Below are 26,599 nucleotides of genomic sequence, written 5' to 3'. Positions count from 1 at the left end.
CCAGGCCCGGCCGGGATGTCCCCGAGTGGGTATTCGGCTTAGCCTCGGGTGGCAGCCCCGGACCTGTCCAGTCGACGAAACCCACAAGGGCCCAGTGCGTTTCGGTAATGGACGCCGCGGCGGCGGAAGAGACGCAGGAAACGGTCGCGGGAGCCAGCCAATTGGACTGGGTATCGACTCTTGCTTCCGCTCATGCGTAGTTCATCCAGGATATTAGCGCCGCTTACATCAAAGCCGCGCGGGAGTCCGCTCAAGCAGCGCTCGACCAGCACCGTGTCGCCTCAGATCTCGAACTAACAACAGCATTACCGAGACTCTGCAGACTCATTGTCCTACGGAGTAGCGTCGGCGACTCGTTCAGTGCGTAACCCTTTAATATCGAGCCGTCAGGGACTTCCTAAAATGACAGCCAGTGAGTCGCCAGCACACTTCGCCGCTACCACGGTCGAAGAGACGATCAACCGCATCGGAGCAATGAATCTGTGTACCGGCGGGACATTAAAGTTCCAGGAAAGGATGGCCGACGCCAGCCGGCCGGAACGGGGCGTCAGCACCGGCCACCGCGCACGTCCAGCTTGTCCAGACGTCGGCGACACCTACATCGCAGCCAGCCCAGAGACCGCAGCGAGAAAGAAGGCAACGCGATGACATACCGACAAATTCTTACTAAGTCAATAGTGTTGGGGCGCAATACATGTCGCTATTCGACCGAATCTCTGCACGGAGCCGTGCTGGCGATGACCGAGTCGTCGCCCACCAGGGGTGACCGTCCGTGAGAGTCGACATCCGCAATCGCGAAGCCGTAGCAGCCGACGGAACAAGTCTGTTCGTCTCCGAATCCGGTAGCGGCGAAGACATTCTGTGCATCCCCGGCATCGGATACGCCTCGTGGTCATTTCACTACCAGGTCGAACCACTCTCCCAGGTCGCTCGGGTACTGCTGATGGACAACCGGGGTACGGGACGTTCCGGCAAGCCCGCTGGTCCGTATTCCATTGCCCAGATGGCCGACGATGCCTACCACGTGCTACGGCAATGCGCGGCGGGTCCGGCGCACATTGTGGGGACGTCGATGGGCGGTTACATCGCCATGACACTCGCTCTGCGTCATCCGGAAGCGGTGTCATCGTTGGTACTGGTAGCGACCACCAGTGGTGGTGTGGGTTCACATCCGGTGCCATTGGCCATACGAAATGCCTGGACTTCCGCGGCGTCTCTGGGCTCGGAGGGATTCGCTCGCGCGACCATGCCACTGTCATTCGCGCCGGGATGGGTTGACGCACATCCCGAGCAGTTCAACGAGTTGCTGGAGCTACGGATGCAGGCCAGTACGCCGGTCGACTGCTGGCGGTCGCAGTACCAGGCATGTGCCTCATATCTGAATCGTGGATTGCAACGAGGACCGATCAGCCAGCCCGCGGTGATCGTGCACGGCACTGCCGACCGCGTGCTGCCGTACAAAAACGCGGCTCATCTCGCGCGCCGGCTTCCCCAGGCCTCCGTCGTCACACTCGACGGCGCGGGGCACCTCTGCTGGATCGAGCAGCCGGAGGTCGTCAATGAGATCATTCGAAACACATTGGGCAACAATCGACTCTAGGTATTGCCAGTTGCCTGCGACCCCTCCTCCGCAAGCCGACCCCAACAGCGGATTCACTCCCATTCCCAAGCCGATCACCCGATCGCGTTGCAAATAATGCAAATGCTTTGTATAGTACGCAGTGTCGGTGTGACAAACCTGAATCGGCGACGGCCGGCTGCCGACGGTTGAACCCGACGACAAGAGTGACGCGGTGGAAGCTGTGATTTGCGCCGACGGTTGTTGACCGACGAGCAGAGTTCGTTGCTTCTGCAGCTCTACAAATCGATGGTCACGCCCAGCGGACCCCCATACCACACAAGGAGAACCAAATGTCTGACTACACCGAGATCGCAAACCATCTCACCGACCAGTGGATTGCATCGCTGGAGCGCGCGAAGACCGTACTGCCGGACCTCGAGGAGAGCCTGAAGGCCCTGTCGACCTTCCCGGCTATCTCCGTCGGCGAGGTGCCGAGCCTGCCCAGCCCCAAGGAGGTTGTGGAGGCCAACTACGCGATCGCCCAGCGCCTGCTCGCCGCGCAGCGCGACTTCGCCCTGGCCGTGATCGAGAAGTCCAGCCTGACCGAGACCGAGACCGCTGCCAAGCCGGCTGCTGCTGTCGCCAAGCCAGCTGCTGCTGCTGCGGCCAAGCCGGCTGCTGCTGCTGCCAAGTAAGAATCCCGCTCAACGGCGGCTGGCCATTCTTTGGCCGACGAGAACCCGCCACCACTCGTTGGTGGCGGGTTCTCCTTGCTACAAGCCACGCCGGTGGCAGACCTCGCTACGCCGAACACCGAATCCCACTTGGCAATTCTGTAATGAACACGCCCGTGCACGCCCAGAACACAACGCTGCGGGCAGACTGAGTTCGATCACGACATAGACATCGCAAAACCGCACCCGCACATGTCGATCCACCTCTACTGTCGAGTCGACTGCCGTTCACACCACCGCCATACGGCCGGCACCGACACGAAGGGGCGAAACGCGACCATGAGTGATCGAGTAGCAGTAGAGACGCCGAGTCTGTATCACTATCTGGCGGAGCCCTATCGGGCCGTGGCGGAGCACATGGCATTCGTCGGTGCAATCCCCGCATTGGGTATGGCGCACGCCGGCGAAGGGCAAGGCCGACACGTGCTCGTGATTCCTGGCCTGATGTCCGACGACCTGTCCACACGATTGATGCGCAAGACGATTGATCTGGCCGGCTATCGGTCCCATGGCTGGCGGCTCGGCCGAAACATCGGCCCGACACGCGCGGCCATCGAGGGCATTGTGATGAGACTGGAGGATCTCGCCAATCGGCAGGGCGGCCCGATACCGATCGTCGGTTGGAGCCTGGGCGGTTTGTTTGCGCGTGAACTCGCCATGTTGCGGCCGCATCTCGTCGACCGAGTGATCACCATGGGGTCACCGGTCAACACGATCCCCCAGCGACAGTCTTCGGGTGCCGAAATTCATGACCTCTTCGAAGCCAAGCACTCGCCGTCATATTCGTCAGACCGGTGGCGCACGCACCACGAGAATCCTCTCCAGCCGATCACCTCCATATTTTCCAAGTCAGACGGAATCGTGCAATGGAAGACGGCCTGTGTGGATGACGGACCGCACGCCGAAAATGTCGAGGTCTTCGGTTCTCATTTCGGGCTGGGTGCGAACGCCACCGTTGTCCACGTCATCCTTGACCGGCTCGCTGTGTCGGTGGACGACTGGCGGCCGTTCCGTGCGGAACCCCTGGTCGCACAACTGTTTCCGGCGTCATACTCACTCGCCGCATGACTGTGGTGGCGATGCCGCCACTCGGCAGAATCCGACCATAAGGCGCGGACCAACCCGCTGCGCTCCAGACTGACCAGCAACCGGAATGCTGTGGGCATCCGGTGGACGACCGCCTGCCTGTCACCCGAAATCGCAACCCGCTTTAATGGCTCAATGGCCACATCGCGTGTCCGGGACACCGCACTGGGCTACGCGCTCGTCGGACCCAGCCTGTTCGGCGTCGTCACGTTCCTGTTGCTGCCGATGCTGGTGGTGGCCTGGCTCAGCCTGCATCGGTGGGATTTGTTGGGCCCGATCAGCTATGTAGGGCTGGACAATTGGACGGACGTGCTCACCGATTCGTCGTTCGCGACGTCACTGCTGGTCACGCTGTTGTTCGTGCTATTGGTGGTACCGACTCAAACCGGGTTGGGACTGGTTGCGGCAGCGCTACTGGCTCGGGGTCTGCCCGGGAGTGGCTTCTTCCGCACCGTATACGTACTGCCGTGGATCTGCGCACCGCTGGCCATTGCGGTGTTGTGGCGCTGGATCCTGGCACCCACCGACGGCGCGGTCAGCACGGTGCTGGGCCATCAGATCGACTGGCTCACCGATCCGGGCCTGGCACTGCCGCTGGTGTCGGCAGTGGTGATCTGGACCAACGTCGGATATGTCACGCTGTTCTTCCTGGCCGGGATCCTCAACATCCCCGAGGACGTGCACAATGCGGCCCGTACCGACGGCGCGAACTCCTGGCAACGGTTCCGCCACATCACCTTGCCGATGCTGCGGCCCACGATGTTCTTCGTGCTGGTCACCGGAATCGTCAGTGCCGCCCAGGTATTCGACACCGTCTATGCCTTGACCTCGGGCGGCCCGCAGGGGCGCACCGATCTCGTCGCGCATCGCATCTACGCCGAGGCGTTCGGCGCGGCCGCCATCGGGCGCGCGTCGGTGATGGCGATCCTGCTCTTCGTCCTGCTGGTCGGCTTCACCGTGGTCCAGCATCTGTACTTTCGCCGCCGGATCAGCTATGAACCCACGTAACGTCGCGATCTACGCCGGGCTGGTGTTCGGCGCGGTGATCACGCTGCTGCCGTTCGGACTGGGGCTGCTCACGTCGTTCACCTCGGCACAGCAGTTCAACACTGACTCACCCATGTCACTGCCGAAACCGCCAACCCTTCAGAACTACCTGGGGCTGGCCGACGCAGGTTTCGGCCGGGCCATCGTCGTGACGGCTTTGATGACCGCCATCATCCTGCTCGGACAGTTGGTGTTCTCCGTGTTGGCTGCCTATGCCTTTGCCCGGCTGGAGTTTCCGGGACGCGACACGTTGTTCTGGGTGTACATCGCCACATTGATGGTGCCGGCCACGGTGACGGTGATACCGCTGTATCTGATGATGGCCGAAGCCGGGCTACGCAACACGTTCTGGGCGCTGGTGCTGCCTTTCGTGTTCGGCTCGCCGTACGCGATCTTCCTGCTACGGGAGTACTTCCGGTCCATCCCGGGCGACCTGATCAGTGCGGCCCGTCTCGATGGCGCCAACACTCTGGACGTGATCACCCACGTCGTGGTGCCGGTCAGCCGGCCGATCCTGGTGACCCTCGGGCTCATCACCGTGGTGACGCAATGGAACAACTTCCTGTGGCCGTTGGTGATCACCAGCGGAAGCAAGTGGCAGGTGCTGACGGTCGCCACCGCGGGCCTGCAGACGCAGTACAACGCGCAATGGACACTGGTGATGGCCGCGACGACGGTAGCGATCGTGCCGTTGCTGGTGCTTTTCGTCGCGCTGTCACGCAACATCGCCCGTTCGATCGTCGTCACAGGAATCAAATGACGCCCCGGTTCTCGACGCTGGCAGCCGCGGGCCTGGCGCTGACCATGGCGGTACTGCTGGGGCTGGCCATGCTTCTGGGCCACGACACCGAACCGTCGGGGCGCACCGTGGTGACCGTGCGCCTGTGGGATCAACAGGCCGCCGCGGCGTACCGGGAATCATTCGCCGAGTTCAGCCGTGAGCACCCTGACATCGAGGTGCGCGTCAACACCGTGGCGTTCTCGTCGTACTTCGACACGTTGCGCACCGACGTGGCCGGCGGCGGCGCCGACGACATCTTCTGGCTCTCCAACGCCTACTTCGCCGGTTACGCCGACAGCGGTCGGTTGCTGGACATCGGGAAGACGTTGGGCCCCAATGCTGCCCGCGCCTGGGAGCCGTCGGTGGTCAGCCAATTCACCCGAAACGGTGCGCTGTGGGGAGTACCGCAGTTGACCGACGCCGGCATCGCCGTGTTCTTCAACGCGGATCTGCTCGAAGCGGACGGGGTCGACCTCACCGAATTGCTCACGCTGCGTTGGTCGAACGGGCCCGACGACACGCTCCGCCCACTGTTGACCCGGCTCACCGTCGACGACGACGGGCGCACCGCCAACACCGACGGGTTCGATCCAACCCGAATCCACCAGTGGGGCTATAACGCAGCCAACGACATGCAGGGTATTTACCTGAACTACATCGGGTCGGCCGGGGGTGTGTTCACTGTCGGGGACCAGTTCGCATTCGACAATCCGCAAGCGGTCGAGGCGTTCACCTACCTGGTCGGGTTGATCAACACCGACCACGTCGCGCCGCCGGCCTCGGTCACCAACAGCAACGGTGACTTCTCCCGCAACACGTTCCTGCAGGGCAGGATGGCGTTGTTCCAGTCCGGCACCTTCAACTTGGCGGCCGTTGCCAACCAGGCACCGTTTCGCTGGGGCGTGGTGATGCTGTCCGAAGGGCCCAAGGGCCGAGTGAGCGTCACCAATGGGATTGCCGCTGCGGCAAATTCGGCGACCAAGCATCCAGGCGCGGTACGGCAGGTACTGGAGTGGATGGGCAGCAAGCAGGGCAACGAATTCCTCGGAGCGCACGGCGCCGCAGTGCCTGCGGTGCTCGCGGCTCAACCGGTCTACCACGACTACTGGAAGTCACGGGGCGTCGACGTCAGCCCCTTCTTCCGGGTGCTGCGCGGACCACGCGTCTCGGCGCCAGGAGGCCCTGGGTTCCCCGCCGGATATCAGGCACTGCGACCCTATTTCGACGAGATGTTTCTGGGCCGCAGGGACGTCGCGTCCAGTCTGGCCGATGCGCAATGGGCTGCCAACGGAGCAGCGGCACGCTGACTGGCTAATTTGCTCACCTACGCGGCGAGCTGGTGCCGAGCACCGTCAGCTCCAACGCCAACGCACTGCCGCACACCACGATCAGTACCGCGAACGCCACCCAGTCACGAGCCTTGGGCCGGGACGCCAACGCCGAGATCTGGCCTGCGCCACCGCGCGCGGTGATAGCGTCGCCCATCTCGTCGGCGCGACGCAACGCCACGGTCACGGATGCAGCCAACAGGTCGATGAGATCGCCCACTCGTTGCCGCCTGCGAGCCCCGAAGGACTCGGCCCGTTCCTTGGGTCGCAGCCGTCGCGCCGCGTAGAGAGTGCGGAACTCGTCGATCAGCATCGGGAAGGCCCGCAGCGCTAACGCGATCGTCACCGCCCAGTCGTGCACCGGGACACCCACGAACCGCAGTGGGCGGCCCAATGTCGCGACAGCGGGAGCGATGTCGGCGACGTTGGTGGTCCATGACACCAGGGCACCGAGGCCCAGCAGGACGATCGACAACGCGGTGATGCGCAGGAAGTTGAGCAGCCCGCCCAGGCCGATGTGTATTGACCCGACATCGACGATCGGGGCACCGCCGGCCAGTGTCGCGGTCGCCGCACCGAGCGCCAGCAGAATCCACAGCCAGAACGGCACCGACGGCACCGCGCCCCGCGGGATGTGCGCCAACCGAGCCACTACCAGAACCAGTACCGCGATGAATCCGATGGGCACCCAGCCGGGATAGAAGGTCAGCAGCACTCCGACGCCTGCGACTGCCAGAAACTTGGTGCCGGCCCACAGTTGGTGGATGACGCTGTCTCCGGGTATCGGGCGCAGGAGCACCATGGGTCTGCGTTGTCCCCGGGAAGGCGCAGTCACCGGGCACCTCCGGCTGCACTGGGCGCCATCGCCAATACTCCCTCGCGCAGATGCAAGGCGCGCGGGCAGAGGTCCTCCAAGCCCGAGAAGTCATGCGAGATGACGACGACGGTCAGCCCCGTGTCACGCCGCAGATCCTCCAGCAACCGCAATAATCCGCGCTGGCTGGCCGCGTCCAGACCGGCCAACGGCTCGTCGAGGATGAGCGCACGCGGTGACCGGCCGAGCAGACCGGCGAGCACCACCCGGCGCATCTGGCCGCCGGAGAGCTGGTCGATGCGGCGCCGAGCCAGTCCCGGATCCAGGCCGACAGTGGCCAGCGTCGCCGCGACGCGGGCCTGATCCTCGACCGGGAAGCCAGCGGACGAGGCGATCTCCCGTTCGACGTTGCTGCGCATCAACTGCAGGCGCGCCGCCTGGAACGACATCGCCACGGCGCCGACCTGACCGGACACCGGTGCACCGTCGAGTAGGCAAGCGCCGTAGGTGGGCACGGTGAGTCCGGCCATGATCCACGCAAGGGTGGACTTGCCGGAACCGTTGAGGCCGTGGATCAGAAGCCCGTCGCCCTCGTTGACGGTGAACGTGATGTCTCGCAAGGCCGTTTTGGCCCACGGGGTTCCGCTGGCGTACTCGTGCCCGACCGCCGTCAGTTCCAGCACGGGTGCACCGGATTCATGTCCGGGAATGGTGCCGGCGGGTACGGCGGCGGTCTGCACCATGTCGGTGTTGTCGGTTGTGCCGCCCAGGTTCACCGTACGGTCCGCCGACGACGCTTCGGCGTCGTAATGGGTGATGTGCACCAGCGACATCCGGTGGTGCTGGGTCAGGCCCGACAGCACGGTCATCAGGGTGTCGCGGCCGTGCTGATCGACCATGCTGGTGACCTCGTCGGCGATGAGCAGGGCGGGTTCCCGCGCGAGCGCACCCGCGACTGCCAACCGCTGCAGTTCGCCTCCGGACAGCCCGCCCGTGTCCCGGTCGGCCAGCCCGTCGAGGCCGACCTCGGTCAACAGCCGGTCCACATCTGTCGTCGTGCCGGGCGGGAGCCCCCACACCACATCGTCGGCGACCCGGGTACCGAGCACCTGGCTTTCGGGGTGTTGCATGATCACCGCGGTTCCACCGATGCGGCCCAGCCCGACCGCGCCCGCGCGTTCGACTGTGCCCGCCGTGGGTTCGCGTCCTGCCAGTACCAGCATCAGAGTGGTCTTGCCGGAACCGTTGGGGCCGGTGATTGCGACATGTTCGCCCGGCCGCAGATCCATCGACACCGGGCCGAGCGCGTCGTGGTCGACACCCGGGTACCGGAAACGAACATCGGCCAGCCGGGCGGGCACCGGCGCCACCGCGCCCGCCGCGGTGTCGGCGACGAGTTTGTGGACATCGGGGACACCGGACAGCCGGGCCAGCACCCTCGACAGCGCCCACCAGCCCACCAGGCTGACGAAACAAATGCTGAATACCCCCGAGCCGAGGATCAGCACGGGCCAGTAGTCCAGCAGCGTGGCGAAGCCGTGCTTGAGCGGGTCGGCGAAGTCCCGCAGGACGGGGACCCGCGCCATGGCCACGGCCAGACCGTCGATATTGGCGGTCATCGATTCGAACGCGAGAACGCGCAACCGCGACAGCACGGTCATGGCCCCGACCAGCACCATACCGAACAACGCACCGGCGACGACGGCCGCCGCCAGCACCGTCGGAGTGCCGCGTCCGCGTCGTTTCACGATGCCGGTCAGCCCACCGATGTAGGCGCAGTTGACCACGGTCATGAAGCCGCCCAGTCCGGCGATCAGAAATGCGATGGTGGCGCCGGCGACGGTGGCTGCGAGCAGCACCCGCATCCGGTAGCGGTAAGCCAGGAGGCCCATCGGCACGGTGCCTAGCATCGACAGGCCCGCTGCGAACGGCACCACCACCGCGATGATGGCCGTGGCGGCACACAACGCCGCCATCACGGCAGCCTGGGCGAGTTCGCCGGGGGTCAACGGACCCGCTGTCCGTGGCTGGATCGCCGATCCGGGAGCGGTCATTTCTCGATTCTGCCAGCCGGAATCGGTGTGGTCCGATGGCCGTCATGTGACAGGCGACACCACGGGACCCATGGACTACATAGAGAATCTATGTAACTATGGTGAAATGCCGACCCCCATCGTGGAGGACACCGTGACTCAACGCAAGAGCGAACTCGGTGCGGAATTGCTCTCTGTCGTAGCGCGACTGAATCGCCTCGCCAACCAACGTACCCGGCTGCCGCTGCCGTGGGCGCAGGCGCGGTTGCTGTCCACGATCGAGGATCAGGGCCAAGCCCGGATCTCCGACCTGGCCTACCTCGACCACTGCTCGCAACCGACGATGACGACCCAGGTGCGCCGACTCGAAGACGCCGGGCTGGTTTCACGCACCGCCGACCCCGGCGATGCCCGCGCTGTCCTGATCCGCATCACCGAAGAGGGCCGACGCACCCTCACCCAGGCCCGGCTCGATCGAGCCGCCGCGATCAACCCGCGACTCGATCGCCTGGCTCCCGAGGACCGCCAGACCCTGGCGGCCGCCGTGGACGTCATCCGCCGGCTCCTCGAGGACCGTGGCCCGGCCGACGACAACTAGAACCGAACCGACAACAGACAGGAGTCATCGCCCCGATGTGGCGCCAACCCAAGGCCGTATGGGCCGTAGCCTTCGCCTCCGTCGTTGCTTTCATGGGCATCGGACTGGTGGACCCGATCCTCAAACCGATCGCGGACAACCTCGACGCCTCACCGTCGCAGGTGTCACTGCTGTTCACCAGCTATATGGCGGTGATGGGCGTGGCGATGCTGATCACCGGGGTGGTGTCGAGCCGGATCGGACCGAAACGCACGCTGCTGCTTGGCCTGGTCGTCATCATCGCCGGTGCGGGACTGGCCGGGATGAGCGACACGGTCATGCAGATCGTCGGCTGGCGCGCCCTGTGGGGACTTGGTAACGCCCTGTTCATTGCCACCGCCCTGGCCACCATCGTCAACTCCGCCAAAGGCTCTGTGGCACAGGCGATCATCCTCTATGAAGCCGCACTGGGCCTGGGCATCGCGGTCGGACCGCTGGTCGGCGGCGTGCTGGGCTCGATCTCCTGGCGCGGCCCGTTCTTCGGAGTGTCGGCGTTGATGGCGTTCGCCCTAGTGATCACCGCCTTCCTGCTCCCGGCCACCCCACGAGCCGAGCGCGCGACCACGCTGGCCGACCCGTTCCGGGCGCTGCGTCACCGCGGGCTGCTCGGAGTATCGATAACCGCCCTGCTGTACAACTTCGGCTTCTTCACCCTGCTGGCGTTCACCCCATTCCCCCTGGACATGACGGCGCATGAGATCGGCCTGATCTTCTTCGGCTGGGGTGTGGCGCTGGCCTTCACCTCGGTGGTGGTGGCGCCGCGGCTGCAGCACCGGTTCGGCACCGTACGGGTGCTCATCCTCAACCTGATCGGCTTCACCGCGGTGCTGACTGCGATGGCGGTATGGACGGATTCCAAGGCCGTGCTGGCAACAGGTGTCGTCGTCGCGGGCCTGTTCATCGGTGTCAACAACACTCTGATCACCGAAACCGTGATGAAAGCCGCGCCGGTGGAGCGCGGCGTGGCCTCGGCGGCCTACAGCTTCCTGCGGTTCAGCGGTGCGGCCGTCGCGCCGTGGCTGGCCGGGCTGCTCGGCGAGCAGGTCAGCATGCACCTGCCGTACTGGGTGGGCGCCGCCGCCGTGCTCGCCGGTGCGGCCGTGCTCTTTGCGTCCCGCTCGCATCTGAGCCACATAGATGACGAGCACACCATCGAGGATGAGCTCGACGAACTCACCGACGAGGCGACCGCAGTCACCGTCGGCAACGACACCTAGGTCGTCTCTTCGTCGAAATCGACGCCAGGGTCGTGATTGCGCGAAAACAACGACCCTAGCGTCGATCTCGACGTTCTTTTTGTTGCGCGCACGCTACCGTCGAGTATGACCTCCACTGCCGTGCATCTGCGCAACACACTGGACGGGCGCTGGCGAGACACCAAGAACGCCATGCGGGCCAAGCTGGCGGACGAAAAATTCCGGCCGCACTACACGCCCAACACCGCCATCGCCCGGGCCAAGGTCGCCGAGCAACTCAAGATCATGGCGGCCGCAGGAGCGGCTGAGGACGGGTTCCGCAAGGAGTACGGCGGCAATGGCGACGTCGGCGCCGCGATCAGCAGCATCGAGATGCTCGCCATGTCCGACCTGTCCCTGATGGTCAAGGCAGGCGTGCAGTGGGGCCTGTTCGGTGGCGCCATCGAGAACCTCGGCACCGAGCGGCACCACAAGGCCTATGTGCGCCGGCTCATCGACCTCGACCTGCTGGGCTGTTTCGCCATGACCGAGACCGGTCACGGCAGCGACGTGCAGTCCCTGGAGACCACGGCGACCTACGATCCCGAGACCGAAGAGTTCGTGATCCACTCCCCGACCCCGACAGCGCGCAAGGACTACATCGGTGGTGCCGCCGAGACCGCAAGGGTTGCAGCGGTTTTCGCACAATTGATCACTCCGGACGGGGTGAGCCACGGGGTGCACTGCTTCGTGGTGCCGATCCGTGACGACATGGGTAACGACATGCCCGGCGTGACGACGTCGGACTGCCACTACAAGGGTGGGCTACCCGGCGTCGACAACGGCCGTATCGTGTTCGACCACGTACGGGTGCCGCGGGAAAATCTGCTCAACCGCTACGCCGACGTCGCGCCCGACGGCACTTACAGCTCACCGATCGAAAACCCCGGCCGTCGCTTCTTCACCATGCTCGGCACGCTGATCCGCGGTCGCGTCACCGTCGGCGGCAGCGCTGCCGCCGCAGCCCGCGTCGCCCTTGACATCGCCACGCGATATGCGTTGGAACGCAGGCAGTTTGAAGCGCCAAAGAGCGATCAAGAGGTGCTCATCATGGACTACCTGGTGCACCAACGGCGGCTGTTGCCGCTGATCGCCAAGTCCTATGCACTGCAGTTCGCGCAGAACGAATTGGTGTCCAAGTGCCATGAACTGCAGACCTCGGACAATCCTGACGCCGAGGAGCAGCGCGAACTAGAGGCGCGCGCGGCAGGACTGAAGGCCGCGAACACCTGGCACGCCAGCAAGGCCATCCAGGAAGCGCGCGAAGCATGCGGTGGCGCAGGCTATCTCGCGGAGAACCGACTGATCGCGCTGCGCGCCGACACCGATGTGTTCACCACGTTCGAGGGTGACAACCACGTACTGACCCAGCTGGTGGCCAAGGAGCTCCTGACCGCCTACGCCGACGACATCAAGGGCATGAGCCCGGTGGAATGGGTGCGGTTCGCCGCCAACTTCGCCGGCGAGCGGGTGCTCAAGCGCACCTCGGCGGAAACCATCATCCAGACCGTGCTGGACAGCCGCCAGGACAATGAGGAAGAAGGCAGCCTGTTCAACCGCGGTACCCAGGTCAAGATGTTCGAGGACCGCGAGGAATACCTGCTCTCCACGGTGGCCCGCCGGTTGCAGGGCAAGGCCAAGGAGATGAGCGCGTTCGACGCGTTCAACGCCGTGCAGGACCACGTGCTACATGCCGCGTCAGCTCACATCGACCGAGTGATCCTAGAGGCGTTCGTCGCCGGCATCGCCGCGTGCGAGGACGACACTGCGCGCGAACTGCTGGAAGACGTCTGCGACCTGTACGCACTGTCGGTCATCGAGGACGACAAGGCCTGGTTCATCGAACACCGCTACCTATCCACTGAACGCGCCAAGGCCGTCACCCGGGGCATCAACGAGCGCTGCCGCACCCTGCGGCCACACGCCGAAACCCTCGTCGACGGCTTCGGCATCCCCGAGCAACTGCGTTACGCAGCAATGCTCGATCCGGCTGAACTGGTCAACGGTTAAGGACTGGGCGGCAGCGGGTCGATGGCCAGCAGCTTGCCGTCGTCACCGATCCGGAACCGCACCGTCGCGATACCGGTGGGCGCCTTGGGCGAATCCTGACCCTGCTGCCACTGATAGTTGACCACCACGGTGTCATCGGCATTGGTCACGACGTTGATGTACGGACGCGGCTCCGGGGTGGCCGGGCCCAGCGGCGTCTGCCTGTCGAAAAACAGCAGCTGCCCGACGCTGTTGAGCTGCGGATTCCGCTGCCCTACCTGCACCCAGTACAGCCGGCAGTTGGAGGTGTGGCCGTCTCTGACCCGAGTCCACTGCGCCCCGGCCTCCGGGTTGGGTAGATCGGCGATCGCCTGGGCAACAGCGTCGGGGCTGGGGCCGTCCGTCGGTTTGCAGGTATCCGGTTTCGGTGGCGGCGCCGAAGACGGACTCCAGCCACAACCGGCCGTGATGAGCCCGACGAACATGGCGGTGGCGATCAGCCGAGGATGCACGCCACGAGCCTAGCCAATCCTGAGCGGTTCCTGGGAGGCATGCGCGGGTGTCGTCACGCGGCCGATGAACGTGTCGCGGGCCCTCGTTACCTGCCCACAATTCGCCCAGATCACTTACAGTGACGGCCGACACCGACCGAAGGAGATGTGATGGCCTGGTTCCTCGCGATGGAAGGACCGTTCAACAAGGCTGTGCTGTACCAACTGCAGGAGTCGGCTGACGTCGACAAGATCGCCGAAGAATTGGCCAGTGCCGCCACCCTGGACCGCGCAGTGCCCGTTCCCGCCGTACTGCAGAACACCCGCCGGGAGGTGACGGTGTACATCCGGCCGGCCGCATGGGGCGTGTGGACTCTCTACCAACTCACCGACGAGGAACGTCAAGCCCTGGCCTCAGCCGCCAACCCGTTGATGGAAGCGCTCGCCCAGGCTGCGCGGCAACAGCAGCAGGCCAAGAAGTAAGAAGATTGTTGCTCCCCCGATTGGACTCGAACCAATAACCGCCCGATTAACAGTCGGGAGCTCTGCCAATTGAGCTACAGGGGACTACTTTCTGCGTGATGTCCGCGCGGAGCATGCTCCGTGCGGGCCGAGCGTTGACTCTAGCCTACGGACCACCGCCGCCGCCAATGCGCTCCCGGACCGGCGCGTCGGCGCGGCGGTGAGGCAGGATGGAAGTACACATTCGCCGTCTGGGAGGAACGCCGTGATCCGCTACGCCGCCGTGATCGCAGTCGGCTATGTACTGGGCGCCAAGGCGGGGCGACGCCGCTACGAGCAGATCGCCAGCACCTATCGCGCGGTGACCGGCAATCCCGCGACCAAGGCCGTGCTCGATGCCGGCCGCCGGACCATCGCCAAGCGCGTGTCCCCGGACCCGCAGTTCGTGACGATGACCCCTATAGATGCGGAAACGTCGGTGCTCTCCGTGGAGAACACCGACGTTTCGAAAAAGCGCGACTGGAGCTCGAGCTAGCCGATGCCCCGGCTGATGGTGGTGCCTGGCATCAGCGGGCCGGTGGACACGCCGCTACCTCCCCCACCAACCCATGGCGTCCCGATTTGGCCGGATTGGCCATTCGAGTAGGACAGGCACTTACCGTCCTCCTTGTTCCCGAACCAGGCCAAGCAAGCCGGGCCCGCAGTCACGGTCTGCTGGCTCAGGAATGCCGGAGCGGCCACCGAAGCGGCCGCCGCCACCACGAAAGCGCCAACCGCGACAAACCGCCGCGTCGGGGTGCTGATCAATTTCACCAGGGTTGCCTTTCTCGCCTCGCCCACGGTGGACAGTGCGTTCACCATATCGTGATGTGAGCGATCACGCAGTCAGGTCGTCACCACTGGCTTGTTCCAGCAGGCTGCGGCGGTATGACTCCATCGCCACCAGGTCACCGAACAGCGCGTGGTATTCATCGCCCTGCTCGACCGGCGACATGCGCTGCAACTTGGATTTGACCTCTGCGATCTGCCGCCCGACCCACACCTCCTGCAGCCGCGCCAGCACGCTGCCGACGTAACGCGGCAGTTGCTCGTCGTCCTCGACGTTGATGGCTTCCACGCCGAGTTCGTTGACCAGACTGGCCGCCGCCGGCGAGTTGGTCTGCTCGCGGACGACTTCGATCCACTGCGCGCCCGAGAGCCCGGACGCCGTCCCCCCGGCCGTCTCGATCGCGGCCCGCACCGCCGCGTAGCCGGGATGGGTGAAGCTCTCCACGGTCAAAGAGTCGAACACGGGACCGGCCAGGCCGGGGTACTGCAACCCGGCCTTGAGCGCTTCGCGTTGCGGCCACAGCGTCGGGTCCGCGGGGTTCGGCCGTTGCACGGGCGGAGCCGCAGCCTTCGGGCGTGCCTGGGGTTCGACGGCGGCGCGTCGTCCCCCCTTTGCGGCTTCCTCACGGACCCGCTTGACGACCTGAGGGATGTTCGGCCACCCGACCCATGAATCGGCAAGCTTTGTCGCGTAGCCGTCGCGTAAGGACGGATCTCTGATCTTCCCCAAGAGAGGAACGGTCTGACGTAGTCCTTCGACTCGCCCTTCTTCGGTATCCAGATCGAATCGCAAGAGGATGGACCGAACCGCATACTCGAACATCGGCTGCCGTTTTGCGACAAGCTCGCGCAGCGCCGCATCGCCCTTTTTCAGGCGCAAATCACACGGGTCCAATCCGCCCTCCGCCACGGCGACGAAGGACTTGCCTGCGACCTGTTGGTCTCCATCGAAGGCCTTCAGCGCAGCCGCTTGTCCGGCGGCATCGCCATCGAAGACGAATATCAATTCACCTTGATACCAATTGTCGTCCATCATGAGTCGCCGCAGCATGGACAGGTGCTGGTCACCGAACGCGGTGCCGCACGAGGCCACCGCGGTGGTCACGCCGGCCATGTGCATGGCCATCACATCGGTGTAGCCCTCGACGACGACAGCCTGGTGCCCTCTGGCGATATCGCGTTTGGCGCGGTCGAGTCCGAACAACACCTGCGACTTCTTGTACAGCACGGTTTCGGGGGTGTTGACGTACTTGGCCTGGTTCTGGTCGTCGTCGAACAACCGGCGCGCACCGAACCCGATGGTCTCCCCCGACGACACCCGGATCGGCCACAGCAGCCGCCGGTGGAAGCGGTCCATGGGCCCGCGCTTACCTTCCCGGCTGAGCCCGGCGGCTTCGAGCTCCTTGAACTCAAAACCTTTGCGCAGCAAGTGCTTTGTCAGCTTGTCCCAACCCGACGGGGCGAACCCGCAGCCGAACTGCGCAGCCACCGCGGCATCGAAGTTGCGTTCGGTCAGGTACTTGCGCGCCTCGGCGGCTTCATCGGATGCCAGCGCCTCGGCGTAGAACTCCTGCGCGGCGGCGTTGGCGGCCAGCAGCCGGCTGCGGCTGCCACGGTCGCGTTGCACGTTGGTGGTGGAGGCACCGGTGTAGGTGACGGTGTAGCCGACGCGGTCCGCGAGCAACTCGACCGCCTCGACGAAGCTGATGTGCTCGATCTTCTGGATGAAGGCGTAGACGTCACCGCCTTCGCCGCAGCCGAAACAGTGGAAGTGGCCGTGGTTCGGCCTGACGTGGAACGACGGCGACTTCTCGTCGTGGAATGGGCACAGGCCCTTCATCGAGTCGGCACCGGCGCGGCGCAACTGGACATAGTCGCCGACGACGTCCTCGATGCGGATTTTTTCGCGGATGGCCGCGATGTCGCGATCAGGAATGCGGCCGGCCACCGACTCAGTCTATGCGGCGGTGAAGGCCGTCTTTTTCGGGATCGAACGGGCTCAGCCCAGCGGACGGGGTGATCGCGCCTCGTGGACGCGTTCCAACCGACTCTCGGTGTAGGACGCGATCTGATCGATGACCACCCGCAGCCTGGCCCCGTCATCGTTCGCCGCGATGAACTCCGGTGCGAACAGCGGGTCGAGGCTCACCGGGGCCTGAGCCCACAACGCCAGGGCGACCTCGTGGATAAGAGTGCGCTGGTCGGTCTGGATCTGCAGGTGCTGGTGGTCGGACATGATGAACTGCAGCGCCAGCATCTTCAACACTGCGACCTCGGCGCGCACCATGACGGGCACCGCCAGGTCGGTGTCGAAGCGTCGCAGCGGGCCGGTGCCGGCGACCTCCCGGGTCTCGGTGATGGCGGCGTTGGCGAACCGGCCGACGAGTTCGCTGGTGAGCCGTTTGAGCGCAACCGACGCCGCCAGGGTGCCGTCGTACTTCCCCACCCCGGTCACCACCGGCATCCGCGACAGCCGGTCGGCAGCAGCCAGCAGGTCGTCATGGCTGAGGACCGGAAACGACTTGGCACCCAAGCGGGCCAGCGAGGCGGCCGCGTCGGCGTCGGCAAGTACCCGCAAGTCGATGCGCCCGGAAATCACGCCGTCCTCGACGTCGTGCACCGAATAGGCGACGTCGTCGGCCCAGTCCATGACCTGCGCCTCCAGACAGGCCCGTTCGGTGGGCGCGCCGGCGCGCACCCATGCGGCCGCCTGGGCATCGTCGTCGTAGAACCCGAACTTCTTGCGCCCGCCATAACGCTGCCACGGGTACTTGGTCACCGCGTCCAGCGAGGCCCGGGTCAGATTCAGTCCAGCGGAACGACCTTCGCTGTCAAGGGCTTTGGGTTCCAGCCGGGTGAGGATGCGGAAGTTCTGCGCGTTGCCCTCGAATCCACCGAAGGATTGCGCGATCTCGTTGAGCGCGCGTTCGCCGTTGTGCCCGTAGGGCGGATGGCCGATGTCATGGGCCAGCCCGGCCAGGTCCACCAGGTCGGGGTCGCAGCCGAGCCCGATCGCCATGCCACGGCCGATCTGGGCCACTTCAAGAGAATGGGTGAGCCGAGTGCGGGGCGTCTCACTCTGCCGAGGCCCGACGACCTGGGTCTTATCGGCCAAACGACGCAGGGCCGCGCTGTGCAGCACCCTGGCCCGGTCCCTGGCGAAATCGGTGCGGTGCACGGTGTCGGTTCCGGGCAGGGCGGCCGCCTTCGGCGCTTCGACCACTAGGCGTTCCCGGTCGAAGTCGTCGTAGGGGTCGTACCCGTCGTCATTCACCGAGGCACAGTCTGCCAGGACGCAGCAGCAACATCGTCCGGCACATTAGATTGACCGTCATGCGCATCGCCCGTCTGCTGCCCATGCTGCTCGCAATCCTCATGGCCGGGCTGCTCGTGGCCCCGAGTGCCGGTGCCGAGCCACCGCTGCGGCTGGCCACCCAGCTCACCGACAATGCGGGGGCGCTCTCACCGCACCAGCGCGCCGATGTGCTCAGCGCGCTCGACAAGCTCTACAACGAACGCCGCATCAAGCTGTGGGTGGTTTTCGTCGAGGACTTCTCCGGGCAGAACGCGCTCGGGTGGGCCCAGCGCACGATGGCGATGAGCGATTTCGGTGACGACGACGCGCTGTTGGCGGTGGCCACCGTGGACCGTGCGTTCGCCTTCCAGGTGCCCTCGACCATCACCACCATCAGCTCCGCGGAGGCCGACGACATCCGGCGCAGCAGCATCACTCCCGCGCTGCGTCGTGATGACTGGGCCGGCGCGGCGATCGCGGCGGCCAATCGGTTGAACACCGAACCACAAGCGGCGTCCGGTATCTCGTGGCCGGCGTTGGTGATCGCTCTCGGCGTGGTGCTGGCGCTGGCCGGGCTGCTGTGGTGGTGGTCGGCGCGACGAAGGGCCAAGCGCCACAAGGCCGAATTCGAGGCGGCCAAGCGGGTCGACCCCACCGACCCGAATGCGTTGGCCACGGTGCCGCTCGACGCTCTCGACGAACTCTCCCGTTCGATCGTCGTCGACGTCGACAACGCAGTGCGCACCAGTGCCGCCGAATTGCAGCTGGCGGTCGAGGAATTCGGCCCCAAGCAGACCGAAGCGTTCAGCCGGGCCGTCGCGAATGCGAAAACCGCGCTGGCACAGGCGTTCAACGTGCGCCAGATCCTCGACGACGCGATACCCGAGACGCCGCTGCAGCGACGCGACCTGCTGACCCGCGTTGTGGTGGAGGCGGCGAAGGCCGACCGCGAGCTCGACGCCCAGAGCACCGCCTTCGACCAGTTGCGAGACCTGGTGATCAATGCCCCGACGCGGTTGGACGACATGACCCAGCAGGTGGTCGATCTGACCGCCCGCATGACGCCGTCGCAGCAGACGTTGGATGTACTGCACCAGCAGTTCGATGCGCATGCATTGAGTGCCGTCGCGGGCAACGTCGATGCGGCCAAGGAACGGTTGGCCTTCGCCGACCGCAGCATCGCGTCGGCGCGCAGTCTGGTGTCCCGTCCCGCCGCCGACCAGACCGCGCTGGTGGATGCCGTACGTGCCGCGGAATCCGCGCTGGGGCAGGCACGCACTCTGCTCGACGCGGTGGACAGCGCCTCGAGCGACATCAACCGGGCGATCGCCGGACTGCCTGCTGCGATCACCGATATCAACAACGGCATCAGTCAAGCCACAGCTCTGCTCAACGATCCGGCTACACCGCAGCCTGCTGAACTGACCACCGCACGCGACGCGGCCGCCAAAGCTGCCGACGACGCAACCGCCAACGGCGCGGCCGATCCGCTCGGCACATTCACGCGGCTGACCAAAGCCGACGCCGACCTGGACCAACTGCTGGCAAGCGTGCACGCTCAGCGCGAGGCCGCCGAGCGGCTGGCGCGCGCCCTGGACCAGGCGATCGAAACGGCGCGGTCCCGGATCAAAGCCGTGTCCGACTTCATCGATACCCGTCGCGGCAGCATTGGCCCCGAGGCCCGCACCCGGCTCGCCGAAGCCAACCGGCAGTTGGAGGCCGCATTGGCCAAGCGCGGCGAGAACCCGAATGAGGCTGTCGCGCACGCCAATGGTGCGTCGACGCTGGCCGCACAGGCGCAGGGGCTGGCCAATGACGATGTACGCGCCGCACAGCGTTCCTACGCCTCGCAGTACGGCGGTGGCGGCGGATCGGACATGGGTGCGGTGCTGGGCGGCATCATCATCGGCAATGTGCTGCGCGGGGGGCTCGGCGGTGGCTACGGAGGCGGCCGCAGCATGGGTCGTCCGACGTCCTATGGCGGCGCGTCACGCTCGTCGGGCCGCAGTTACAGCGGCGGTAGCGGCCGGTTCTGACGCCGCACTGGTTGCCGGGCGCCCGTCAGGTCTTGCGCACTGCCGCGAGGAGGTACTGGTCGAGCAATGCCAGCGGGTCGTCACCGGTGGGCAGCGTCAGCGCCGGGGTGAAACCCGCCCGCGTGAACTCACCGTGCCACTCGTCGCGGGTCAGAAGGATCCGGTCGGTGCCGGCCCGCACGTCGGTGAGGCCCACTTGCGGCTGCCCCGGGCGCGGGGACATCAAGAAGTACACCGATGTCATCAACGAGCAGTGGGCTGTGCACAATTCGATCAGGATGACCGCACCGCCCGGCCGCAGGATGGCGTGGATCTCGTCGAGCGTCCGGCCGATGTCGTGAGCGTTGTGGACGACGTTGGCGGCGACCACGATGTCGCACGGCGGCTGCTCGCCGAGATCGGTGTTGAGGTCGACCATCCCGAACGTCATCCACGGGGTATCGGCGAAGCGCTTCTGTGCCGCATTGAGGAAGAACGTCGAGACATCGGTGAAGTGATATTCGACCGGTAGCCCGGCGAGGCCGCCGACGATGGCGTTCGTCATGCCGCCCACTCCCGCCCCCAACTCCAGGATCCGCACCGGCGACCGCTCGGTCATCAGCCGGCGAACGGTGTCGGAGACCGCCTCACACGCCTTCTGGTTGAGGTGGCGGCTGATGACGTTGTCGCGGTAGAACGCATCGGCGGTGGCCGTCGACCCGTCCGGGAACAGCAGCTCCTGCAGGCTGAGACGGTCGGCGACAAGCTCACCCAGATGCTCGTTGGCCGCGGCCAGGAATTTCCCGAACGGAGCCGGATAACCGAGGTCTTCGCACACCGCGACGAGGTCGGACCGGGTAGGCGACGGAGGTGGCCGCAACCGGCGGTACCCACCGGCTTCGCGGCCGACGAAACCACGGGTGACCAGTTCGCCCAGCCACTGACGCAGGATCCACTGATGCCGGTCGACGATCTGGAGCCGTTCGACGATCTCCGCCGTATGGTGCGCATCGCCGTCGCTCAGCACGGGGTCCAGTAACCGCGACATGGCGGCCAGCCCGAACAGATCCAAGTCTTGTCGGGCCGAACGAATCCCGTTCAGGTCGAGTCCGCCCGCAGCGGCGGGTTCACCGTCGGCTTCGACCCAACCGATCACGTCATCGAGATCAGCCCCGCCGAGCAGATCGGATGCCGCTACCTCGCAACCGAATTCAGTCTTGATCCGGCGCCTGAGCTGCAGCGCGTTGAGCGAGTCGAGCCCCGATGCGACCAGCGGTGCGGTGCTGTCCAACGCCTGCAGATCGTCAAGCCCGATGACTTCGGCGAACAAGCTCAGCAGCCGCTGCCGGACGTCTGGCTCGTCTCGATCCACGACAGGAACCACTCGCGGTTCGACCGGCTGCGCCAGCTCCGACAGCGTGGGGCCGTAGCCGAGGAGGTCGAAACGGGATCGAGCCCGGTCGAGGTCGAACGCGACGACGGCGGCGGTGGCCGGTAGCCGGCTGAGCCCGAGCTCGATCGCCACGGTCGAAGGCATTGCGCGGTAGCCGATCTCAGCGAGGTTGGCGATCTCGGCGCGCCCGCCGCCCTCGAACACCGCCCACTGCCCCCACTGCACCGAGACGCAGTCGCGGCCCTCGGCGCGCAGGGTGTGCGCGAACGCGTCGAGCAGGCGGTTCGCCGCCGCGTAGACGATCTTTCCGCGTCCGCCCAGGACCGACGCCATGGATGAGCACAGCAGTATGCGAGCCTCGCCGGATAGTGGAACAGCTTCCAGCACCCGGGCAAGCCCGATCGCCTTTCCGCGCAATCCACGGCTGATCTGGTCCGCCGACAGGTCGGTCATAGCGGTGTCGCCGGTGCCCTCACCGTCCATCACCGCGTGTACCAACAGATCCACCGGAGCGTCTCGCATGTCGCCGGCCAGCCGGGCCACCGCGTCGGGGTCCGTCACATCGCAGGCCACCACGCGGATGTCGGTGGTTTCCGACAGTCGACGGAGGCGGTCGGCAATCGCCGACGACATCCCGGAGCGACTCGCCAAAGTGATTCGACGTGCGCCGGCCTGCGCGGCATGATCGGCGAACTCCAATCCCACCGCGCCGGTGCCGCCGGTGATGAGGACATGGCGTCCGGTGAGCGAGACTGTCGTCGGCTGCGTACCGGTGTCGACGAGCCGTTTGGCGTACAGACCGCCCTCGCGCAACGCCAGTTCGGGTTCGCCGGCGGCGTGCAGTGCGGCGATGATCGCGCCGGCATCCACTCGGCCCGCCGGTAGATCCAGGTGTCTGAACGCGGTGTCGGCATATTCGCTGGAAAGGCAGCGGAATCCCGCAGCGAGCGCCGCGGCAACTGGTTCCGGCGGTCCGTCATCGGCCAGCACCGGTTCGGCACCGACGGTGATCAGCCAGTAATCCGTGAGCCCGGCGGCAGGCGGGAACCACCAGGCGCGGCCGGCGAAGAATGCCGTGACCTGTGCAGCGACGGCGTCAAGGGTCATCCGCTCAAGCGCGGGCTGCAGAACCACGAGGGCATCGACACCTTCGGTATCGGCCGGGGAAGTGACCATCCGGACGTGGAGCTCCTGCAGTTCGGCGTGCGTCCGCAGCGCCGCGGCCAGATCGGCGCATTCACCCGTGTGATCGACGATCCCGAGGCTGCGAGGCGCCACCACCGCCCGGTGGGTCAACAGTTTCCACTGCTCGACGAGTACCCGTGCCCGTACGTCGCGGTCGGGCCGAGGCTGCGGAGCCGGCTGGACCGTCGGCTCGGCGGGCACCGAGGCCCGCGGTGCGGCGACGCCGTGGTACGGCAACCACAACGGCAGCTCGTTCATCCGCGTGTTCGGGAAGTCCAGCAGTGGAAGCGTCACGGTCGCATCCGATTCCGAACGCAGTGAGTCCCAGCGGTAGTCGATGTCGTTGACCGCCAGCGCGGCGAGGTTGGCAGTGAACACGCTCAGATCCCCGGCGTTCCGTTCGGAGGTGCCGAGCACCATCGCCCGGGCCGGCAATGCGGCGAGGTTCTCCTCGATGGCCAGGTGCAACGTCGGGTGCTCGGACAGCTCGACGAAGACATCGGTACCGTCCGCGACAGCCGCAGCGATGGCCCGGTCGAACCGAACGGTGTTGCGCAGGTTCCAGAACCAGTAGTCCGCGACCGCCAGATCGGATGTCACCCGCTCGCCCAACGTCGCACCGATGAGCTCGGTGTCGCTGTCGAGGAATTCCCTGTGGCGCAGGCCGCCGCGGACGGCCTCGACGACCACGTCACGAATCTGGCTGACGGCATTGGTGTGCGCCGGGTAGCTCACCGGGATGACGCGAGTGAACAGGCCGCGCGCAGCCAACGCGTCCACCGCACTCTGCACCGTATCGCGCTCACCCGAGATGCCCACCATCCGAGGTGAATTCACCACCGAGACTTGAGCCCACCCGTCTTGGCGGGCCAGCACTTCCTCGCACTCGTCGCGGTCGGTGGCCACGACTGCCATCGCAAACGCGTCCGAGGCGACGGTCTCGGCCGCCCGAGCGCGGGTGCCCAGTACCAGCACCGCGTCCTCCAGCGTCATCTTCCCCGACAGGTACGCCGCGGCGATCTCCCCCTGGCTGTGCCCGACCGTCACGTCGGCGTCGATGCCGACCGAGTGCCACATCGCGCCGAGCGCCACCATCTGTACGAACAGCGCGGACTGCACCATGGCGGTGCCAGCGCCGACCTCGGTCGTGCCGAGCAGATAGCCCATCGGTGAGGTGCCGAACAGCTCGCCGAAAACGCGGTCGCAGCGGTCGGCTTCGGCACGATACGCCGGAACATGTTGGTAGAACAGGGCACCCATGCCGGGGCGTTGGCTGCCCTGGCCGGGTAACACGTAGGCGATGCGCCGCGGCGCCGCAGTGTCGTCGGAACGCGCCACCGCCGGATGACCACGGCCATCGGCGACCGACCCGAGCGCCTCGACGAGGCCGGCGTGGCTGATGACCATCGCCAGGGCGCGATAGCGCTTCGGCAGGCGCGTTCGAAACAGCATGTCGGCCACCCGTTCCGGCGGCACGGCGGGGTGGTCGTGCAGGTAGGACATCAGCGCGGCGGCCTCGGCGCGGAGCAGACCGGACGTATCGGCCGACAGCAGAACGGGAACGCTCCCGTCGGGAAGTCGGTAGTCAGAAATCGTCCCGCTCCTCTCCTGCCGGCATACCGATGATGGTGTGTGCGTTGACCCCGCCGGCTCCGTACGACGACACGGCACCGTACCTGCTTCCCCGCGTGGGCTCCCACGGTTGCAACTTGGCGGCCAATCGCAGGCCGGAACGATCCCAATCCACTTGGGTCGTAGGGCTTTCCGTGAACAGCGACGCCGGCACCTGGCCGTGCCAACCGGCGAGCAGCACCTTGATCACACCGAGCATCCCTGCGGCGGCCTGGGCGTGTCCGAGATTGGATTTCGACGATCCGACCAAGGCGTTCGATCCCGCGGCACCGTAAGTGCTTGCCAAAGCGGTGAGTTCGGCCCGATCCCCGGCACGCGTCGCGGTGCCGTGCCCTTCGATCATGCCGATATCGGCTGCCTCGACTCCGGCGGTCGCCATGACACGTCGGATCAGTGCGGCCTGGGCGTCCGCACTTGGCGTCAGGATCGCCTTCCCTTTGCCGTTGTGGTTGTAGTGGCTGCCAAGGATTCGGCCGAACACCCGGTGCCCCTCGCGTCGAGCGCGCGACTCGTGTTCGACGACGACGAAGCCCGCACCCTCGCCCCACACCGTTCCGGTGGCGTCGTCAGCGTATGCGCGGCAATGTCCGTCAACCGCAAGGGCGTTGTGTTTGGCGAAGTCGTAGATGATCGCCGGTGATCCCATGATGCACACCCCGCCGGCGAGCGCCCAATCGCACTCGCCATTGCGAACCGACGCAGCGGCCAGATGCAGCGCCGTCAGCGACGACGCACACGCGGTGTTGACGGTCGCCGACGGACCGGCCAATCCGAGAGAGTGCGACACGCGTCCGGCGATGCTCTCGGTGACGAGACCGACTGTGCGATATCCGCCGTACTCGTCTACCTGGGAAGCTGACGGTCCATACTCTGTGGGGTACGCCCCGACGAAACAGCCGGCCTCCTCCCCCTCGAGAGCTGCGGGGTTGATTCCGGTGTTCTCCACCGCTTTCCACGCCGTCTTCATCGCGAGCCGGATCTGCGGACTGGTAATCGTCGCCTCGACCTGGCCGATATTGAAGAACGCCGGATCGAACGCGCCCGGATCGTCGAGAAAGCCACCGGCGTCACACACGTCGGCCCATCCGTCGATTCGTGACAGCGACATCATGTCGTCCACCGGCCAGCCGCGATCGCGAGGCAGCGGACCGATCAGTTCCCGGGACTCGCTCAGTGCGGCCCAGTAGGCGGCCGGGGTGTGAACACCGCCCGGCGCCTCCACCGACATTCCGGAGACGACGATGTGGTCGACGTCATCGAGCACCGTCCGGGTCATCGGCGAACCTCACACCCCGCCAACAGGTCCCGGATCGCATCGTAGTGGTCGGTGAGGAAGAAGTGTCCGCCGTCGAACATCGTGACCTCGACGTCGTCGCTGTGGTCATGCCAGCCGTGGAGGTCGGCCATCGTGACGATAGGGTCGTGCGCTCCACCGAGGACGCGAATACCCGCGGTCACTCTGGTAGTCGGATCGCAGCGGTAGGACTCCGCGGCCCGATGGTCGGCACGCACGACCGGGAACGTCATCTTGACCAGCTCGGGATCGGCAACGACGTCGGCGTTGGTGCCGCCGAGGAACCGCAGGTGTTGCAGCAGGCCGTCGTCGTCTTTGGGGGCGGGCGGCTTGCCGGCCAATCGGTGCGGCGCGACCGCGGCGACCACCGTCAACTGCCGGATCTTCACACCGGCCCTCTCGGCGATTCTGGCGAACTCGAACGAGATGTGCGCGCCCATACTGTGCCCGAAGGTCATAAGCGGTGTACCGCAGTTATATTGCGACGCTTCGAATTCTGCGAAGGCGCCGGCTGCGATATCCGGCAGCGACGTCAGCGGCGGCTCGCCCGCGCGGTCCTGCCTGCCTGGGTACTGAAAGGCGATGACGTCGAAGTGCTCACTGAGCACCCGTGAGAACTGCCGGTACCACGATGCTCCAGCACCGGCGTGCGGAAAGATCAGCAGCGGTTGCCGGCCGACCGGGTCCGGGTTGTGGAACTTCCTGATCCATCCCTGTCTCTGACGCACAGACAGTCAGGTTAGCCTAACCTTTTCTTCG

At 65.8% G+C, this 26,599-nt stretch carries 21 protein-coding genes and 1 tRNA gene; 12 read left to right on the top strand and 10 right to left on the bottom strand.

Annotated features, from left to right (window positions below; translation table 11 throughout):
- Nucleotides 1–772 precede the first annotated feature (772 nt).
- The 6 genes from B133_RS0103540 (at nucleotide 773) to B133_RS0103515 (ending at nucleotide 6,516) form a co-directional block, all read left to right on the top strand.
- Complete coding sequence (locus B133_RS0103540; RefSeq protein ID WP_018599338.1) at nucleotides 773–1,600, top strand: alpha/beta fold hydrolase; 828 nt, start codon at nucleotides 773–775, stop codon at nucleotides 1,598–1,600.
- Nucleotides 1,601–1,911: 311 nt separating this feature from the next.
- The gene (locus B133_RS0103535) at nucleotides 1,912–2,256 is read left to right on the top strand and encodes a hypothetical protein (RefSeq protein ID WP_018599337.1); all 345 of its coding nucleotides are present in this window, start codon (nucleotides 1,912–1,914) and stop codon (nucleotides 2,254–2,256) included.
- 318 nt (nucleotides 2,257–2,574) lie between these two features.
- A complete protein-coding gene (locus tag B133_RS0103530) occupies nucleotides 2,575–3,363 on the top strand; it encodes a triacylglycerol lipase (RefSeq protein ID WP_036418377.1) in 789 nt (262 codons plus the stop codon).
- Between the two features lie 153 nt (nucleotides 3,364–3,516).
- Complete coding sequence (locus B133_RS0103525; protein WP_018599335.1) at nucleotides 3,517–4,389, top strand: carbohydrate ABC transporter permease; 873 nt, start codon at nucleotides 3,517–3,519, stop codon at nucleotides 4,387–4,389.
- Nucleotides 4,376–5,188 carry a carbohydrate ABC transporter permease gene (locus tag B133_RS0103520; RefSeq protein ID WP_018599334.1) on the top strand — a complete coding sequence of 271 codons (813 nt, stop codon included), beginning with the start codon at nucleotides 4,376–4,378 and terminating at the stop codon, nucleotides 5,186–5,188. The genes B133_RS0103525 and B133_RS0103520 overlap by 14 nt, the downstream gene beginning before the upstream one ends.
- Nucleotides 5,185–6,516 (top strand): sugar ABC transporter substrate-binding protein, encoded by a 1,332-nt coding sequence (locus B133_RS0103515; protein WP_018599333.1) that lies wholly within the window; start codon nucleotides 5,185–5,187, stop codon nucleotides 6,514–6,516. Before B133_RS0103520 ends, B133_RS0103515 begins: the two co-directional genes overlap by 4 nt.
- A 13-nt stretch (nucleotides 6,517–6,529) precedes the next feature.
- On the opposite strand, the gene B133_RS0103510 is transcribed toward B133_RS0103515, so the two are convergent.
- On the bottom strand, nucleotides 6,530–7,339 hold the full coding sequence (locus tag B133_RS0103510; protein ID WP_018599332.1) for a CbiQ family ECF transporter T component: 810 nt from the start codon (nucleotides 7,337–7,339) through the stop codon (nucleotides 6,530–6,532).
- 29 nt (nucleotides 7,340–7,368) lie between these two features.
- A complete protein-coding gene (locus tag B133_RS0103505; protein ID WP_018599331.1) occupies nucleotides 7,369–9,405 on the bottom strand; it encodes an ABC transporter ATP-binding protein in 2,037 nt (678 codons plus the stop codon).
- Nucleotides 9,406–9,511: 106 nt separating this feature from the next.
- Here B133_RS0103505 and B133_RS0103500 point away from each other — a divergent pair, with 106 nt between their 5' ends.
- From B133_RS0103500 to B133_RS0103490, 3 genes are all read left to right on the top strand, one after another.
- Nucleotides 9,512–9,982 carry a MarR family winged helix-turn-helix transcriptional regulator gene (locus B133_RS0103500; protein WP_018599330.1) on the top strand — a complete coding sequence of 157 codons (471 nt, stop codon included), beginning with the start codon at nucleotides 9,512–9,514 and terminating at the stop codon, nucleotides 9,980–9,982.
- A gap of 35 nt (nucleotides 9,983–10,017) precedes the next feature.
- On the top strand, nucleotides 10,018–11,238 hold the full coding sequence (locus B133_RS0103495; protein ID WP_018599329.1) for an MFS transporter: 1,221 nt from the start codon (nucleotides 10,018–10,020) through the stop codon (nucleotides 11,236–11,238).
- A gap of 105 nt (nucleotides 11,239–11,343) precedes the next feature.
- Nucleotides 11,344–13,266 (top strand): acyl-CoA dehydrogenase, encoded by a 1,923-nt coding sequence (locus B133_RS0103490; protein WP_018599328.1) that lies wholly within the window; start codon nucleotides 11,344–11,346, stop codon nucleotides 13,264–13,266.
- On the opposite strand, the gene B133_RS0103485 is transcribed toward B133_RS0103490, so the two are convergent.
- Nucleotides 13,263–13,730 (bottom strand): LppP/LprE family lipoprotein, encoded by a 468-nt coding sequence (locus B133_RS0103485; protein ID WP_036418920.1) that lies wholly within the window; start codon nucleotides 13,728–13,730, stop codon nucleotides 13,263–13,265. The genes B133_RS0103490 and B133_RS0103485 overlap by 4 nt on opposite strands.
- 177 nt (nucleotides 13,731–13,907) lie before the next feature.
- Here B133_RS0103485 and B133_RS0103480 point away from each other — a divergent pair, with 177 nt between their 5' ends.
- Entirely contained in the window at nucleotides 13,908–14,219 is a 312-nt protein-coding gene (locus B133_RS0103480) for a hypothetical protein (protein ID WP_018599326.1), read from the top strand.
- Nucleotides 14,220–14,230: 11 nt separating this feature from the next.
- Here the strand turns inward: B133_RS0103480 and B133_RS0103475 are convergent.
- Nucleotides 14,231–14,303, bottom strand: a tRNA-Asn gene (locus tag B133_RS0103475).
- Between the two features lie 160 nt (nucleotides 14,304–14,463).
- Here B133_RS0103475 and B133_RS0103470 point away from each other — a divergent pair.
- Nucleotides 14,464–14,733, top strand: coding sequence for a hypothetical protein (locus B133_RS0103470; protein WP_018599325.1), 270 nt, complete (start codon nucleotides 14,464–14,466; stop codon nucleotides 14,731–14,733).
- On the opposite strand, the gene B133_RS0103465 is transcribed toward B133_RS0103470, so the two are convergent.
- Genes B133_RS0103465 through B133_RS0103455 form a run of 3 tightly spaced genes read right to left on the bottom strand, consistent with a single transcriptional unit; the run spans nucleotide 14,730 to nucleotide 18,300 of the window.
- Complete coding sequence (locus tag B133_RS0103465) at nucleotides 14,730–15,059, bottom strand: hypothetical protein (RefSeq protein WP_018599324.1); 330 nt, start codon at nucleotides 15,057–15,059, stop codon at nucleotides 14,730–14,732. The genes B133_RS0103470 and B133_RS0103465 overlap by 4 nt on opposite strands.
- A gap of 16 nt (nucleotides 15,060–15,075) precedes the next feature.
- Nucleotides 15,076–16,974 (bottom strand): DNA primase, encoded by a 1,899-nt coding sequence (dnaG, locus tag B133_RS0103460; RefSeq protein ID WP_018599323.1) that lies wholly within the window; start codon nucleotides 16,972–16,974, stop codon nucleotides 15,076–15,078.
- A gap of 51 nt (nucleotides 16,975–17,025) precedes the next feature.
- Nucleotides 17,026–18,300 carry a deoxyguanosinetriphosphate triphosphohydrolase gene (locus tag B133_RS0103455; RefSeq protein ID WP_018599322.1) on the bottom strand — a complete coding sequence of 425 codons (1,275 nt, stop codon included), beginning with the start codon at nucleotides 18,298–18,300 and terminating at the stop codon, nucleotides 17,026–17,028.
- 59 nt (nucleotides 18,301–18,359) lie between these two features.
- On the opposite strand from B133_RS0103455, the gene B133_RS0103450 reads away from it, so the two are divergent.
- Nucleotides 18,360–20,357, top strand: a complete 1,998-nt coding sequence (locus B133_RS0103450; protein ID WP_018599321.1) for a TPM domain-containing protein — start codon at nucleotides 18,360–18,362, stop codon at nucleotides 20,355–20,357.
- A gap of 25 nt (nucleotides 20,358–20,382) precedes the next feature.
- On the opposite strand, the gene nbtC is transcribed toward B133_RS0103450, so the two are convergent.
- Genes nbtC through B133_RS0103435 form a run of 3 tightly spaced genes read right to left on the bottom strand, consistent with a single transcriptional unit; the run spans nucleotide 20,383 to nucleotide 26,568 of the window.
- Nucleotides 20,383–24,585 (bottom strand): nocobactin polyketide synthase NbtC, encoded by a 4,203-nt coding sequence (gene nbtC / locus B133_RS22305; RefSeq protein WP_198290975.1) that lies wholly within the window; start codon nucleotides 24,583–24,585, stop codon nucleotides 20,383–20,385.
- Nucleotides 24,500–25,822: a polyketide synthase gene (locus tag B133_RS0103440; RefSeq protein ID WP_018599319.1), complete on the bottom strand. Its 1,323-nt coding sequence runs from the start codon at nucleotides 25,820–25,822 to the stop codon at nucleotides 24,500–24,502. Before B133_RS0103440 ends, nbtC begins: the two co-directional genes overlap by 86 nt.
- The gene (locus tag B133_RS0103435) at nucleotides 25,819–26,568 is read right to left on the bottom strand and encodes a thioesterase II family protein (RefSeq protein ID WP_018599318.1); all 750 of its coding nucleotides are present in this window, start codon (nucleotides 26,566–26,568) and stop codon (nucleotides 25,819–25,821) included. The genes B133_RS0103440 and B133_RS0103435 overlap by 4 nt, the downstream gene beginning before the upstream one ends.
- Nucleotides 26,569–26,599 lie beyond the last annotated feature (31 nt).

Source organism: Mycobacterium sp. 155, from assembly GCF_000373905.1.
In the GTDB taxonomy this organism is placed as follows: Bacteria; Actinomycetota; Actinomycetes; order Mycobacteriales; family Mycobacteriaceae; genus Mycobacterium.
Note: the sequence above shows the minus strand (reverse complement) of the source record. Positions and strands in the feature narration are given on the sequence as shown.